Source organism: Arthrobacter sp. TB 26, from assembly GCF_000427315.1.
Lineage (GTDB): Bacteria > Actinomycetota > Actinomycetes > Actinomycetales > Micrococcaceae > Arthrobacter.
Genome location: NZ_AUPJ01000154.1, coordinates 6926 through 20891, shown reverse-complemented (window position 1 = coordinate 20891; position 13966 = coordinate 6926). Strand labels below are relative to the sequence as shown.

Below are 13966 nucleotides of genomic sequence, written 5' to 3'. Positions count from 1 at the left end.
CCGCCTGCCGGAATCACCGCAATAAATCGGTCCAGGGCTGAGCCCTGCGCCGAACCCTGCGGTGCGTCCTGGCTTGTCACTTTGTCTGTAGTCATCACCGCTACTTTAGCCGAACGTGCTGTCTAGGCCCTTGATGCAGTGCCGGAGGCGGCACAGCGCAGCCCCGGACGCCGTCCTTTAGGCGACGGCGGCGCTTCCGTGCGGTCCAGCGAATGTGGTGTTCGTCTCAAAAGGAGTCGAAAAGCCCGCCGGGCGTCGTCACCAACGGGTGGCTGAATTGAATAAGCTGTGAGCGAAGCCTAGATTTAGGCTTGAGTTTATGAGTGCTCTCGCAGCAGGCGTTCCCCCCGCGTGGATCCCATGCCAGCGCCGCTGTGTTGCAGGGAGGTTTATTCAGTGCCGACAAAACCAGCTGGCACCTTGTACCGCGGCCGTGAAGGCATGTGGTCCTGGGTTGGACACCGCATTACCGGTGTAGTGATCTTTTTCTTCTTGTTGGTCCATGTGCTGGACACCTCACTGGTGCGTGTGTCCCCCGAGGCCTACACCGCCGTGATTGGTGCCTACAAGAACCCCCTGATGGCCCTGGGTGAAACGGGCCTTGTCGCAGCGATTGTGTTCCACGCCTTCAACGGCCTGCGGATCATCGCCGTCGACTTCTGGAAGAAGGGCGCGAAGTACCAGCGCCAGATGCTGTGGACGGTGCTCATTCTTTGGGTAGTCGTCATGGTGGGCTTCTCCATCCGCCACCTTTCCCTCGCCCTTGGAGGTCACTAGCCATGAGTGCAACTGAAATTCAGAGCCCACGCAGTGCCGCAAAGATCGGCAGCAACCGGATTGCGCCGCAGTACCGCCGCCACGGCGGTTCCAAGGGGAACTTCGAAATGCTCGCATGGCTCTTCATGCGGCTTTCCGGTGTGGTCCTCGTTGTCCTGATCTTCGGGCACCTGGCCGTCAACCTGCTGGTAGGCGAGGGCATCCACGCCATCGACTTCGGCTTTGTGGCCGGCAAGTGGGCCGACCCGTTCTGGCAGATCTGGGACCTCGCCATGCTGTGGCTGGCCATGCTGCACGGCACCAACGGTGTGCGCACCATCATCAACGATTACGCCGAGAAGGACGCCACTCGCCTGTGGCTGAAGATCGTGCTGTACGCGGCCACCACCGCCATCATCATCCTCGGCACGATGGTCATCTTCACCTTTGACCCGTGCCCCGTGGTCAACGGTGTCCAGCTGCCCGGCGGCTTCTGCCCCGCGCCGTAGCGGCGCAGCCCCAGCGGCACCCGAACATTGCCTGCCAGTGCAGGCACGGGATTTCCACGAGGTTTCACCGGGCCTGCTCCGCCGGCCGGTGTTGTTAGCGAATTTTGAGAGAAAGAGCGTCTGGTATGCAGGTCCATAAGTACGACGTCGTCATCGTCGGTGCCGGTGGCGCCGGGATGCGCGCGGCGATCGAATCAGGTCAGCGCGCCAAAACAGCAGTACTGACCAAGCTGTACCCCACCCGCTCCCACACCGGCGCGGCGCAGGGCGGCATGTGCGCAGCCCTGGCCAACGTCGAAGAGGACAACTGGGAGTGGCACACCTTCGACACCATCAAGGGCGGCGACTACCTGGTTGACCAGGACGCCGCCGAGGTCATGGCGAAGGAAGCGATCGACGCCGTCCTGGACCTGGAAAAGATGGGCCTGCCGTTCAACCGCACGCCCGAAGGCCGGATTGACCAGCGCCGCTTCGGCGGCCACACCCGCGACCACGGCAAGGCCCCGGTCCGCCGTGCGTGCTACGCCGCCGACCGCACCGGCCACATGATCCTGCAGACCCTGTACCAAAACTGCGTCAAGCACAACGTTGAGTTCTACAACGAGTACTACGTCCTTGACCTGCTCACGGTCGAGGAGGACGCTGTCCGCGAGGACGGCACGCCGTACAAGCAGAAGCGCGTTGCCGGCGTCGTGTCCTACGACCTCGCCTCCGGCGAGCTGCACGTCTTCCAGGCCAAGTCCGTGGTGTTCGCCTCCGGCGGCGCGGGCAAGGTCTTCAAGACCACGTCCAACGCCCACACCCTCACCGGTGACGGCATGGGCATCGCGTTCCGCCGCGGCATCCCGCTGGAGGACATGGAATTCTTCCAGTTCCACCCGACAGGCCTCGCCGGCCTGGGCATCCTGCTCTCCGAGGCCGCCCGCGGCGAAGGCGCGATCCTGCGCAACTCCGAGGGTGAACGCTTCATGGAGCGCTACGCCCCCACCATCAAGGACCTCGCACCCCGCGACATTGTGGCCCGCTCCATGGCCAACGAGGTCAGGGAGGGACGCGGCTGCGGCCCGAACAAGGACTACGTCCTCCTGGACCTGACGCACCTTGAGCCGGCACACATCGACGCCAAGCTGCCGGACATCACCGAGTTCGCCCGCACCTACCTGGGTGTCGAGCCGTACACGGAGCCGGTGCCGGTCTTCCCGACGGCGCACTACGCCATGGGCGGCATCCCCACCAACATCAGCGCCGAGGTGCTCCAGGACAACGACACCGTGGTCCCGGGACTCTACGCCGCCGGTGAGGTTGCCTGCGTCTCCGTGCACGGCTCCAACCGCCTGGGCACCAACTCGCTCCTGGACATCAACGTCTTCGGCAAGCGCGCCGGCATCGCCGCCGCGGAGTACGCCAAGACCGCCGACTTCGTGGACCTCCCGGTCGACCCGGAGGCCTACACCCTGGACCTCCTGAACCACGTCCGCACCTCTGACGGCACCGAGAAGGTCGCTGCGATCCGCAAGGAACTGCAGGACACGATGGATGCCAACATGCAGGTGTTCCGCACCGCCGACACGCTGAACCAGGTCCTGACGGACATCGCGTCCTTCGAGGAGCGGTACCAGCGCATCAGCGTCCAGGACAAGGGCAAGCGCTTCAACCTGGACCTGCTCGAGGCCGTGGAACTGGGCTTCCTGCTGGAGCTCGCCAAGGTCATGACCGTGGCGGCCCTGCACCGCGAGGAATCCCGCGGCGGCCACTTCCGCGAGGACTTCCCCGAGCGCGACGACGAAAAATTCATGAAGCACTCCATGGCGTACAAGGATGAGCATGCTCCGGCGGATGGTTCCGCGGAGGCCATTGCGGGCATCCGGCTGGCCACCAAACCGGTGGTCTTTACGCGTTACGAGCCGATGGTGAGGAAGTACTAAGATGACCGCTGAACTTGCTGAGCCAGCCTCCAAGATCGAACTGCCCGCCCACATCGGGGGCGGCGGGGACATCCCCTCCTTCGACGTGCACCTGCGGGTGCGCCGCTACAACCCCGAGGTCTCCGACGAGTCCACCTGGGATGACTTCCACGTGACCATGTACGGCACCGACCGTGTCCTTGACGCCCTGCACAAGATCAAGTGGGAAATCGACGGCAGCGTCTCCTTCCGCCGTTCCTGTGCACACGGCGTCTGCGGTTCCGATGCCATGCGCATCAACGGCCGCAACCGACTCGCCTGCAAGACCCTGCTGAAGGACCTGGACACGTCCAAGCCCATCACGGTCGAGCCGATCAAGGGCCTGCCGGTGGAGAAGGACCTGATCGTGGACATGGAACCGTTCTTCCAGTCCTTCCGCGAAGTCATGCCGTTCCTGATCAACCGCGGCCACGAGCCCACCAAGGAACGCCTGCAGTCCGCCGAGGACCGCGAGCGGTTCGACGACACCACCAAGTGCATCCTCTGCGCCGCGTGCACGTCGTCCTGCCCGGTGTTCTGGACCGACGGCCAGTACTTCGGCCCGGCGGCCATCGTGAACGCGCACCGCTTCATCTTCGATTCCCGTGATGATGCCGGCGACATGCGCCTGGAGATCCTCAACGACAAGGAAGGCGTGTGGCGCTGCCGCACCACCTTCAACTGCACCGAGGCATGCCCGCGCGGCATCCAGGTCACGCAGGCCATCGCTGAGGTCAAGCAGGCCATTCTGTCCCGCAAGATTTAGCAGCTGCATTAAAAGAAGTACGACGACGGCGCCTCTCACCTTCCCGGTGGGGGCGCCGTTGTCGTCGTCGGCCCCCTTATCGAAAGGTCCACGTGTCCCGCTCCGAAAAAGTCTCCTTCCAGGGTTCCACCGGTGAAATCCTGTCCGGCATCGTCGATGTCCCCGAGGGGCCGGTGAAAGGCTGGGGCGTCTTCTCGCACGGCTTCACGCTGGGCAAGGACAGCCCCTCCGCCTCGCGGATGTGCAAGGCTCTGGCGGACAACGGGGTGGGCATGCTCCGCTTCGACAACCTGGGCCTGGGCGAATCGGCCGGGCTGTGGTCGGAGGGCTCCTTCAGCCACAAGGTGGCGGACACCGTGAAGGCGGCCGAATTCATGCGTGACTCGGGCCGGCCGGTTTCCCTGCTCGTGGGTCATTCCTTTGGCGGAGCCGCGGTGCTGGCGGCCGCACGGGAGATCCCGGAGCTCGACGCCGTGGCAACCGTGGGCGCCCCGTTCTCGCCCAAACACGTGGCCCACGTGTTTGACGCCGCGCTGGACCGGATCCTGAGCGAGGGAAGCGCCGAGGTGGACCTGGGCGGCAAGCGGGTGGAGATCCGCCGGCATTTCGTGGAGGACCTGGAACACGCGGACCTGACGGACTGCATCCGGCAGCTGCACAAACCGCTGCTGGTGCTGCACTCCCCCACTGACAACACCGTGGGCATCGAGAACGGCAGCACCATCTTCCAGACCGCACGCCATCCGCGCAGCTTCGTCTCGCTGGAGGGCTCCGACCACCTCCTGACCGGCAAGGGCCAGGCGGCGCGCGCCGCGAAGATTATTTCAGCCTGGGCCGACCAGTACCTCGACGCCACCGCGTAGCCACGGCCGGGCGGTGGCCCTCGCCGGACTCCACGGGCGTCTTGCCCGGCTGGACCCGACGGGCCCCCCACCCGGTCTTTTTGGTGGCCGGCTGCAGGCTGAGGTCCCGCTCCCGGACCGCCACCCACGCGGCGCAGACCACGTACACCTGGCTGACCAGGTTGAACCAGATCAGCAGGCCGATGATGATGGCGAAGGGCGCCAGGATGGGGTTTTTCCCCGCACTGGCCAGCAGCTGGGTGCTGAAGATCTGCAGCACGGTGGTGCCCACCGCGGCGAGGAGGGTCCCTTCCAGGAGTGAGCGCCGGGCCAGCTTCAGCCCCGCGGCCACCCGGAACATGATCAGGGCGGTCCCCCAGCCGAGCAGCAGCGGCACCAGGATCGTCACGGAGGTCGTCAGGGGCCCGGCGATCAGCGGATCGAGGCTCAGCTGCTCGGCCACCCAGCCCGCCGCCGTACCGAAGACCAGCGAGGCTGCCGAGCTGATCACGAGGGCCACCCCGAGCAGGAGGAGGGTGCCGGCGTCGCGCAGTATCTGCAGGACCGGGTTCATCCCCCGCGGGCCGAGCTGCATCATGCCCCGCACACCGTCGCGGATGCCGCTCATCCAGCCCAGGGCAGTGAACACCGTCACCGCGGCCGCGATCACCGCAGTCCAGCCGAGGTTGGAAGGGTTCAGCAGCTGGTAGGGATCAACCAGGCCCTCGCCGCCGTCGACCTGCAGGAGGCCGGGCGCCGCCGTGGCGACGCTCTTGACGATCTGGTCCAGCAGCGCTGGCTGTCCGCGCAGGAACAGGCCGGCGAGGGAAAATCCGGTGGCCAGCAGACCGGTGATGGAAAAGAACATCCTGAAGCCGATGCCGGCGCTCATCAGCGGGCCGTGCTGGAGGTTGTAGTGCTGGAAGGCGCGGAGCGGACGCAAGGTGTTGAGCCGGGCGAGCAGCCACGGCACCATCGCCATCAGTGATGCCATCCCCCCGCCGCCGGAGCGCCGGACCTTGCCCCAGTCGAGCCTCTTGCGGATGACTTCCAGCTTGAGCCCGGCCAGATCAGTGGGAAGGGGTGGCTTAGCGGGCGGCTGCGGCACCGTCCTCGCCTCGGTCGCTGTCACGTTCGGTCCCAAAGTCAAGCTCTTCCCGTAGCTGCCAAATGCCGTTGTCGTCGTGTTCGTAAAGTCCCATGCTAGCCACCGGGAACGTGGCCCTGTAATCCTTGAGGGCCGTTTCGGCCTCGTCGAGGCTTTCCGGCGCGACGTCGTGGGCGACCGTGACGTGCGGGTGGTACGCGAACGGCAGCTCCCGCTCCAGCGGTCCGGTCTGGAGCTGCTGGTGAAGGCTCACGCAGTCGCCGAAACCGTCCTCTACGTTGAGGAAGACCACTGGGGACACCGGCCGGAAGGACCCGGTGCCGGCGATGGTGACGTTGAAGGGCTCCTGCTTGCTTGCGACCTCACGCACGTGGTTCCGCGTCGCGTCCCAGTCCTGGGTCATGGTGGTCGTCACGAGCGTGATGTGGGCAGGGATGACGCCCGCCATGGGGTCGCCGAAGGAGGCGCGCCAGCGCTGGAGTTCCTCGGCGATCTCCGCCGGAAATCCCAGGATCACGCCGATGCTGATGCCTTCGCTGCGCTGTCCATCGCCCTGGGTGTCCGTGTCCGGAGCCGTGCTGCTGCCGGCGCGCGGGGTGCCGCGTTTCGACTCGTGAGCGGTGACTTTGCTGACGGAGGACATCGCGCTAGCGGACCCCGGCCAAGCTGAGCGAGGGCAGGAACCCCATGCGCTCGTAGACCCGTGCCAGCGTGACAGAGGCAATGTCGCGGGCACGCTCCGCGCCCTGGGCCAGCAGCCTGTCCAGCTCCGCAGGATCGGCCATCAGCTCGTTGGTGCGGTTCCGCAGCGGCGTGATGAAGTCCACCATCACCTCGGCCAGGTCCGTCTTCAGGTGGCCGTACATCTTGCCCTGGTACTCGGCTTCCAGCTCTGCCACGGGCTTGCCGGTCAGCGTCGAGTAGATGGTCAGCAGGTTGGAGACGCCCGGCTTGCCTTCGGGGTCGAAACGGATCTCCGTTCCGGCATCCGTCACGGCGGACTTGATGCGCTTGGCAGCGACCTTGGGGTCCTCGAGCAGCTGGATGGATCCGTTGGGCGACTCGCCGGTCTTGGACATCTTGGCTGCGGGGTTCTGGAGGTCGTAGATCTTCGCGCTGGACTTGAGGATGGTCGCCTCGGGCACTGTGAAGGTCTCCCCGAAGCGGGTGTTGAAGCGCTGCGCCAGGTTGCGCGTCAGCTCGAGGTGCTGGCGCTGGTCCTCGCCCACCGGCACCAGGTCCGTCTGGTACAGCAGGATGTCGGCGGCCATCAGGGTCGGATACGCGAAGAGGCCCAGGGTCGCGGCTTCCGCTCCGGACTTCTGGGTCTTGTCCTTGAACTGTGTCATGCGGGAGGCTTCGCCGAACCCGGTGATGCAGTTCAGCGCCCACGCCAGCTGCGCATGTTCAGGAACGTGCGACTGCACGAAGAAGATCGATTTGTCCGGATCGATCCCGGCCGCAATGTACTGGGCCGCCACGACGCGCGTCCGCTTGGCCAACTCGGAAGGCTCGAAGTCGACGGTAATGGCGTGCAGGTCGGGGATGAAGAACACGGCGTCGTATTCGGACTGCATGTCCACCCAGTTGCGGACGGCACCGATGTAGTTGCCCAGGTGCAGGGAATCCGCGGTGGGCTTGGCACCGGAGAGGATGCGTTTCTTGGGTGCAGCGGCGGTTGAGCTAGTCATCTTGATAAAAACCTTCGGACTTAGAGCCGGTAGTCCACTACCAGCGGGGCATGGTCGGAAAAGCGGGTGTCCCAGGACGGTGCCCTGTCGACAACGGCTGACACTGCGGCAGCAGCGAGAGCGGGCGTGGCCATGTGGTAATCAATGCGCCAGCCCGTGTCGTTGTCGAAGGCCTGTCCCCGTTGCGACCACCAGGTGTAGGGGCCGTCGACGGTGCCCGCCAGGCCCCTGTGAACATCCTTCCAGCCGATGTCCTCACCGAAGAAGCGGTCGAAGTACGCACGCTCCTCGGGAAGGAAGCCGGCACGTTTGACGTTGCCCTTCCAGTTCCTGATATCCAGCTTCGTGTGGCCAACGTTGAGGTCGCCCACCACGAGGGCATGGTCGCTGTGTTTGGCCAGCTCGGGGAGCCGGTCGACCATCACGTCGAGGAAACGGAATTTGTCGTCCTGTTTCGGGGTGCCCGCCTCGCCGGAGTGGACGTAAGCGCTGACGACGGTCAGCTGTGAGGCCTCGCCCGCCGCGTTGCGGACGGTGTAGTCGGCTTCGACCCAGCGGCCCGCGGTGGCGAAGTAGTCGTCGCCGATGCCCATACGGGTCTGCACGGGTTCGGTTCGGGACGCGATGGCGACGCCGGCGCGGCCTTTCGCCTCGGCTTCCGAGTGCAGGATGTACCAGCCATCGCCGAGCAGTTCGTGGACGATCGCGTCAGGCGCGCGGACCTCCTGCAGGCAGAGAATGTCCACTTCGCGCGGCTCAAGCCACTCCGCCATGCCCTTCTTATACGCGGCGCGGAGGCCATTGACGTTCACTGTTGCGATGCGAAGGTTGTCCTTCTTCAATGCCGATATCACCCGATCCACTCTAGTCGACAATGGTTCCGGAGACGGGTTCGTCCGGGCCGCCGGAGGACTTGATCATGTCCCGGGCGTTGGTGGCGGTGATCTCGATGGTTTCGAGCGCCCTGCGGATCGTGTCCTGGTCCGAGGCGGCGCCTTTCGCCCGTTCCTGCTCGACGACGCGGACCTGGACTTGGACGATCTTGAACGAGTGGTCGAGTTTCAGGTCCCGTACGTCGTCCGCTTCGCGGCGGACCTCCACAAGCCGGGTGCTGCCGTGGTCCGCACTGCCCGACGACGGCGACCGGCCGGCCGCCGCGTTGAAGGCGTTCTGCGCTTCCGTGAGCTTGGCTCCGGCCTTCTTGGCTGCCTTCTGGATGCTGAAGACCACGAAGGAGGCCAAGGCGAGCCAGAAGCCGGCGATGATCGCCACGATCCAGCCAACGACGTCGTTCTGGTTCGCGGCAAAGATGACCGCGACGACGAAGGCGATGATGAACACCATCATCCCGGGACCGCTGATGCGGAACATGGAGAACTTGGCGCTGTTCGTGGACGGCTTGGAAGACGCGGGGTTGCCCAGAGATTGCATGAGCCTATTATCGCAAACCCCCGCACCGCCCCGGGCCGCTTCCACCCGGGGCGAACGGGCGCGTGCGGACGGGGCCGGTTATTTGAGGAACAGCCGGCGCAGCCGTCCGGTGGTCAGCAGCAGGCCGAAGGCGATCATCACCAGGTAGTAGCCGATATGGACCGCCGTTGCCGGGGTGAAGGCTCCCACGCTGATTTGCCGGAGCAGTTCCACGCCGTGCCACAGCGGCATCGCCTGGATGAGCCACTGGATGTACTGCGGGTAGACGCTGAGCGGGTAGAAGGTGGCGCTGAACAGGAACATCGGCAGCATCACGAAGTTGATCCAGTCCATCTGCTGGAACGTCTTCATGAAGCTCGTGATGCCCATCCCGAAGCTCGCGAAACCGAACGCGATCAGCACCGCGGCCGGGACCATGAGGATGGCCCACGGCGTGGTGATCAGCCCCATGAGGCCCATGACTGCGGTGAACCCGGTGGCGTACATCAGGCCACGCAGCAGGGCCAGGAAGATCTCCCCCATGGCGACGTCCAGCGGGCCAAGGGACGTGTAGAGCATGCCCTGGTACAGCTTGGCGAAGTTCATCTTGAAGAAGACATTCCAGGTGGAATCGTAGACGGCCCCGTTCATGGCGGACACGGCAAGCAGGGCCGGGGCGATGTAGGCGGCATAGGAAATCTCCCCGCCGCCCGGGCCCTGCACCGGGCCGACAATAGCGCCCAGCCCGACGCCCATCGAGATCAGGTACAGCACGGGCTCGAAGAAGCCCGAGAGCATGACCATCCAGTTGCTGCTCTTGGTGGCCATCAGACCGCGGGCGACGACGGCGCGGACGTTCCGGGAGTAGAGCGGCCCGAACTTTCGGTTGCGCGCCGCCTCGGTGGCGCTGTGGCTGGTGGTGACGGCGCTCATCCGGCCATCCTCCTGATGAACTGGCGTTTGGTCAGGACCCAGCCGGCCACCGTGAGGGCCAGCAGGAAAACGACGTGGGCGATGGTCAGGAGCGGTTCCTCCGGGTAGCCGTAGCTGAACACCCGGCCCAGTTCGGTGCCGTGCCAGATCGGCGAGATCCAGCCGATCCAGCGCACGGCGAGGGGCAGCGTGTCCAGCGGGAAGAAGGTGCCGGAAAACAGGAACAGCGGCATCACGATAAACCGCATGACCATGGCGAACTGGCCTTTGTCCTGCTTGATCGAGGCGGCGTAGGCCATCAGCGGCAGCCCGAAGGACAGCCCGGCGAGGGTGGCGACCAGGATCGAGACCCAGCCCCAGCCGCTCGGCGACGCCCCGAACAACGCCACCACAGCGAAATAGATGGCGGACTGCAGCAGGAAACGCACCGTGACGGCGATGATCTGCCCGAACGCGATCTGCTCCGGCGTCAGCGGCGAGGCGTGCGGGCCGTAGTAGATCCGGCGCCACTTGAAGCCGTCCATCACCGGGAACGTGAATTCGTTCGCCGCCGTCATGACCGCGGCCGAGACCAGCAGCGCCGGTGCGATGAAGACCAGGTAGCTGACCCCGCCGAAGCCGGCCTCGCTGTTCGTATCGACCAGTGTCGCCAGTCCCACGCCCATGGCGAAGAGGTAGGCGACCGGCTGCCCGACGCCGTACATGACGATGGTCCAGCCGTAACTCTTCATCACCCGGAGGACGTGCTCGGCGAAGTAGAGCGAGCCCCAGCGCCGGGCGCGGGCGGCCGAGACCTCCGGCGAATGGGCGCGCAGTGCGGGAGCCGCCGTCGTCGCCTGCCTAGTCAACGAGGCTCCTGCCGGTCAGGCGCAGGAAGACGTCCTCGAGCGAGGACCGGCGCACCAGCGACGTCACCGGCCGGAGCCCGCGGGCGGAGACCTCCTCGAGGGCGGCCTCGCCGTCGTGGGCGTAGATCAGGACGCGGTCCGGCAGGGTTTCGAGCCGTTCGCCGATGCCTTCGAGTTCGGCGCCGACCGTGGCGTTGCGTTCCGAGCCGAAGCGCAGCTCGAGGACCTCGCGGGTGGAGTATTCGCGGATCAGGCTCGCGGGCGAACCCTCGGCCATGATCCTGCCCTTGTCCACCACGATCAGGCGGTCGCAGAGCTGCTCGGCCTCGTCCATGTAGTGGGTCGTGAGGATCAGGGTGACGCCCTGCTCCTTGAGCCGGAACAGCCGGTCCCAGAGGATGTGCCGTGCCTGCGGGTCCAGCCCGGTGGTGGGTTCGTCCAGGAGCAGGATCCGGGGTTCGTTGATGAGGGAGCGTGCGATCGTCAGCCGGCGCTTCATGCCGCCGGAGAGCGCATCGACCTTGGACTTTGCCTTGTCGGTGAGCTGCGCGAACTCCAGCAGTTCATCGGCCTTGGGCTTGAGGTAGCTCATCGGCAGCCCGAAGTAGCGGCCGTAGACCAGGAGGTTGTCCCGGACCTTGAGTTCCTCGTCCAGGTTGTCCTGCTGCGGGACGACGCCCAGGTGGGCGCGCACCTCCGGCCCGTTCTCGTCCGGGTCCAGGCCCATGATGCTCAGGCTCCCGGAGGTCCGCTGGGACACTCCGCCGATCATCTTCATGGTGGTGGACTTGCCGGCGCCGTTGGGGCCGAGCAGGCCAAACGCCTCGCCGGCAGGGACGGAGAAGGAGATACCGTCGACGGCGACGACATCACCGTAGCGCTTCGTCAGGTTCTCGGCCGTGATCACATACTCCGGCGGGCCGGATTCGGCGGGGCGGCTCAATGGTGCGTCCTTTTGAGAGGCTTCCTTGGCTGAGGATTCTTTTGAGACTAGTTCAGGCACCCGAATCACGGTAGTGGAAACCGCCGAACTATGAAAGAGTCTTTTCGTAAAAAATCCAGACGTTAGCCATTCCGTTATGTCGGGGTCTTAAATGCGTCAGGGCGCCGCCTCCGGGAGGAGGGGCGCCCTGGGTGCGGCGGCTCAGGCGCGGTTCGCGGTGTCCGCTTCGGCGAGGTGGCGTTCCGCGGTTTCCACCACGTTGGCCAGCAGCATGGCGCGGGTCATCGGGCCCACTCCCCCGGGGTTCGGGGACAGCCAGGCGGCCACGCCGGCCGCTGCGGGGTCCACGTCTCCGGTGACGACGGCCTTCCCGGAGCCGTCATCGACGCGGCTCACGCCGACGTCGAGCACGATGGCACCCGGTTTGAGGTCCGCTGCCTTGATCATGTGCGGCTGGCCGGCGGCGGCAATCACGACGTCGGCCTGCCGGAGTTCGGCGGGCAGGTCCACCGTGCCGGTGTGGGCCAGGATGACAGTGGCGTTGACGTCCTTCCGGGTGAGCAGCAGCCCCACCGGGCGGCCGATCGTGACGCCGCGGCCCACCACCAGCACGCGTTTGCCGTTGAGGCTGATGCCGTGCCGGGTGAGCAGCTCCACGCAGCCCTTGGGGGTGCACGGCAGCGGGGACTTCATGGGGCCGCTGACGTTGGCCACGAGCCGGCCAAGGTTCATCGGGTGCAGGCCGTCGGCGTCCTTGTCGGGGTCCATGGCCTCCAGGATGACGTCCTGGTCGATGTGTTTGGGCAGCGGGAGCTGGACGATGTAGCCGGTGCACTCCGGGTTCCCGTTGAGTTCCCGGACCACGGCCAGGAGCTCCTCCTGGGTGGTTTCCTCCGGCAGGTCACGCCGGATGGACGTGATGCCCACTTCGGCGCAGTCCTTGTGCTTGCCGCCGACGTACCAGGTGCTGCCCGGGTCAGAACCCACCAGGATGGTGCCCAGGCCCGGCACGATCCCCCGGGTCTTGAGCGCGGCCACGCGCTCGGTCAGTTCGGCCTTGATGGTGGCGGCGGTGGCTTTGCCGTCGAGGATCTGTGCCCGTTCAGCTGTTTGTGCAGTCTCTGCAGAAGTCATGGCCTACCACTGCTCGTGCTGCGGGTACAGCGGGAAGTCTGCGGCGAGCTTGTCCACGCGGGACTGGAGCGCCTCGATGTCGGTGGCGGAACCGGCCTTCAGAGCGGTGGCGATGATCTCGGCGACCTCCGTGAACTCCCCGGCGCCGAAGCCGCGGGTGGCCAGGGCCGGGGTGCCAATGCGCAGGCCCGAGGTGACCATCGGCGGGCGGGGGTCGAACGGCACGGCGTTGCGGTTGACCGTGATGCCGACCGAGTGCAGGAGGTCTTCGGCCTGCTGGCCGTCGAGCTGGGAGTTGCGCAGGTCCACCAGGACCAGGTGCACGTCGGTGCCCCCGGTGAGGACGGAGACGCCGGCGTCGGACACATCGGCCTGGTTCAGGCGGTCGGCGATGATCCGGGCGCCTTCCAGGACGCGCTCCTGGCGCTCCTTGAATTCCTCCGTGCCGGCGATCTTGAACGCGACGGCCTTGGCGGCGATGACGTGCATGAGCGGTCCGCCCTGCTGGCCCGGGAAGACGTTGGAGTTGATCTTCTTCGCCCACTCCTTCTTGGCCAGGATCACGCCGGAACGGGGGCCGGCGAGGGTCTTGTGCACGGTGGAGGTGACGACGTCGGAGTACGGGATCGGGCTCGGGTGCAGGCCGGCGGCCACAAGGCCTGCGAAGTGCGCCATGTCGGTCCAGAGCAGCGCCCCGACCTCATCGGCGATGGATCGGAAGGCCGCGAAGTCCAGGTGCCGCGGGTAGGCGGACCAGCCGGCGATGATGACCTGGGGCTTCTCGGCGATGGCCTGCTCGCGGAGCTTGTCCATGTCGATGCGGAAGTTGTCTTCCTCGACCTGGTAGGCGGCAACCTGATAGAGCTTGCCGGAGAAGTTGAGCTTCATGCCATGCGTGAGGTGGCCGCCGTGGGCCAGGGACAGGCCGAGGATCTTGTCCCCCGGGGTGATCATGGCGGAGAGCGCCGCGGCGTTGGCCTGGGCGCCGGAGTGCGGCTGGACGTTGGCGTATTCGGCGCCGAAAAGCTCCTTGACCCGGTCGATCGCGAGCTGCTCGGCGATGTCGACGTATTCGCAGCCGCC

At 66.0% G+C, this 13966-nt stretch carries 14 protein-coding genes and 2 pseudogenes (2 of these 16 cut by a window edge); 5 read left to right on the top strand and 11 right to left on the bottom strand.

Going from position 1 to position 13966, the window contains the following annotated elements:
- Positions 1-95: pseudogene (locus K789_RS22365) on the bottom strand (mannose-1-phosphate guanylyltransferase) (it extends 1065 nt beyond the left edge of the window).
- Positions 96-396: 301 nt separating this feature from the next.
- Between K789_RS22365 and sdhC the strand changes: the two are divergent.
- From sdhC to K789_RS0105105, 5 genes are all read left to right on the top strand, one after another.
- Positions 397-777: a succinate dehydrogenase, cytochrome b556 subunit gene (gene sdhC, locus K789_RS0105125; protein WP_084507261.1), complete on the top strand. Its 381-nt coding sequence runs from the start codon at positions 397-399 to the stop codon at positions 775-777.
- Positions 778-779: 2 nt separating this feature from the next.
- The gene (locus K789_RS0105120; protein ID WP_024365821.1) at positions 780-1265 is read left to right on the top strand and encodes a succinate dehydrogenase hydrophobic membrane anchor subunit; all 486 of its coding nucleotides are present in this window, start codon (positions 780-782) and stop codon (positions 1263-1265) included.
- Between the two features lie 125 nt (positions 1266-1390).
- Positions 1391-3190 (top strand): succinate dehydrogenase flavoprotein subunit, encoded by a 1800-nt coding sequence (sdhA, locus tag K789_RS0105115; protein WP_024365820.1) that lies wholly within the window; start codon positions 1391-1393, stop codon positions 3188-3190.
- Between the two features lies 1 nt (position 3191).
- On the top strand, positions 3192-3974 hold the full coding sequence (locus K789_RS0105110; protein WP_024365819.1) for a succinate dehydrogenase iron-sulfur subunit: 783 nt from the start codon (positions 3192-3194) through the stop codon (positions 3972-3974).
- Positions 3975-4066: 92 nt separating this feature from the next.
- Complete coding sequence (locus K789_RS0105105; RefSeq protein ID WP_024365818.1) at positions 4067-4837, top strand: alpha/beta hydrolase family protein; 771 nt, start codon at positions 4067-4069, stop codon at positions 4835-4837.
- On the opposite strand, the gene K789_RS0105100 is transcribed toward K789_RS0105105, so the two are convergent.
- The 10 genes and pseudogenes from K789_RS0105100 to glyA form a co-directional block, all read right to left on the bottom strand.
- On the bottom strand, positions 4794-5798 hold the full coding sequence (locus K789_RS0105100; protein WP_051180909.1) for a YihY/virulence factor BrkB family protein: 1005 nt from the start codon (positions 5796-5798) through the stop codon (positions 4794-4796). The genes K789_RS0105105 and K789_RS0105100 overlap by 44 nt on opposite strands.
- 106 nt (positions 5799-5904) lie before the next feature.
- A complete protein-coding gene (locus tag K789_RS0105095; RefSeq protein WP_024365816.1) occupies positions 5905-6567 on the bottom strand; it encodes a 2'-5' RNA ligase family protein in 663 nt (220 codons plus the stop codon).
- A 4-nt stretch (positions 6568-6571) separates the two neighbouring features.
- A complete protein-coding gene (gene trpS / locus K789_RS0105090; protein ID WP_024365815.1) occupies positions 6572-7615 on the bottom strand; it encodes a tryptophan--tRNA ligase in 1044 nt (347 codons plus the stop codon).
- A gap of 20 nt (positions 7616-7635) precedes the next feature.
- Positions 7636-8469, bottom strand: a complete 834-nt coding sequence (locus K789_RS0105085) for an exodeoxyribonuclease III (protein WP_024365814.1) — start codon at positions 8467-8469, stop codon at positions 7636-7638.
- 10 nt (positions 8470-8479) lie between these two features.
- The gene (locus tag K789_RS0105080; protein ID WP_024365813.1) at positions 8480-9046 is read right to left on the bottom strand and encodes a hypothetical protein; all 567 of its coding nucleotides are present in this window, start codon (positions 9044-9046) and stop codon (positions 8480-8482) included.
- A gap of 78 nt (positions 9047-9124) precedes the next feature.
- Positions 9125-9958, bottom strand: coding sequence for an ABC transporter permease (locus K789_RS0105075; protein ID WP_024365812.1), 834 nt, complete (start codon positions 9956-9958; stop codon positions 9125-9127).
- Entirely contained in the window at positions 9955-10806 is an 852-nt protein-coding gene (locus K789_RS0105070) for an ABC transporter permease (protein WP_024365811.1), read from the bottom strand. The genes K789_RS0105075 and K789_RS0105070 overlap by 4 nt, the downstream gene beginning before the upstream one ends.
- Positions 10799-11749, bottom strand: coding sequence for an ABC transporter ATP-binding protein (locus K789_RS0105065; protein ID WP_024365810.1), 951 nt, complete (start codon positions 11747-11749; stop codon positions 10799-10801). Before K789_RS0105065 ends, K789_RS0105070 begins: the two co-directional genes overlap by 8 nt.
- 201 nt (positions 11750-11950) lie before the next feature.
- Positions 11951-12883 carry a bifunctional methylenetetrahydrofolate dehydrogenase/methenyltetrahydrofolate cyclohydrolase gene (locus K789_RS0105060; protein ID WP_024365809.1) on the bottom strand — a complete coding sequence of 311 codons (933 nt, stop codon included), beginning with the start codon at positions 12881-12883 and terminating at the stop codon, positions 11951-11953.
- A gap of 3 nt (positions 12884-12886) precedes the next feature.
- Positions 12887-13966, bottom strand: a pseudogene (gene glyA, locus K789_RS22360) (serine hydroxymethyltransferase); it runs 392 nt beyond the window's last position.

Excerpts from the sequence above, each read along its gene's own strand:
- K789_RS0105060 (WP_024365809.1), bottom strand. The coding sequence starts at position 12,883 with ATGACTTCTGCAGAGACTGCACAAACAGCTGAACGGGCACAGATCCTC.
- trpS (WP_024365815.1), bottom strand. The coding sequence starts at position 7,615 with ATGACTAGCTCAACCGCCGCTGCACCCAAGAAACGCATCCTCTCCGGT.
- K789_RS0105080 (WP_024365813.1), bottom strand. The coding sequence starts at position 9,046 with ATGCAATCTCTGGGCAACCCCGCGTCTTCCAAGCCGTCCACGAACAGC.
- K789_RS0105120 (WP_024365821.1), top strand. The coding sequence starts at position 780 with ATGAGTGCAACTGAAATTCAGAGCCCACGCAGTGCCGCAAAGATCGGC.
- K789_RS0105095 (WP_024365816.1), bottom strand. The coding sequence starts at position 6,567 with ATGTCCTCCGTCAGCAAAGTCACCGCTCACGAGTCGAAACGCGGCACC.
- K789_RS0105110 (WP_024365819.1), top strand. The coding sequence starts at position 3,192 with ATGACCGCTGAACTTGCTGAGCCAGCCTCCAAGATCGAACTGCCCGCC.
- K789_RS0105100 (WP_051180909.1), bottom strand. The coding sequence starts at position 5,798 with ATGGCGATGGTGCCGTGGCTGCTCGCCCGGCTCAACACCTTGCGTCCG.
- K789_RS0105075 (WP_024365812.1), bottom strand. The coding sequence starts at position 9,958 with ATGAGCGCCGTCACCACCAGCCACAGCGCCACCGAGGCGGCGCGCAAC.
- sdhA (WP_024365820.1), top strand. The coding sequence starts at position 1,391 with ATGCAGGTCCATAAGTACGACGTCGTCATCGTCGGTGCCGGTGGCGCC.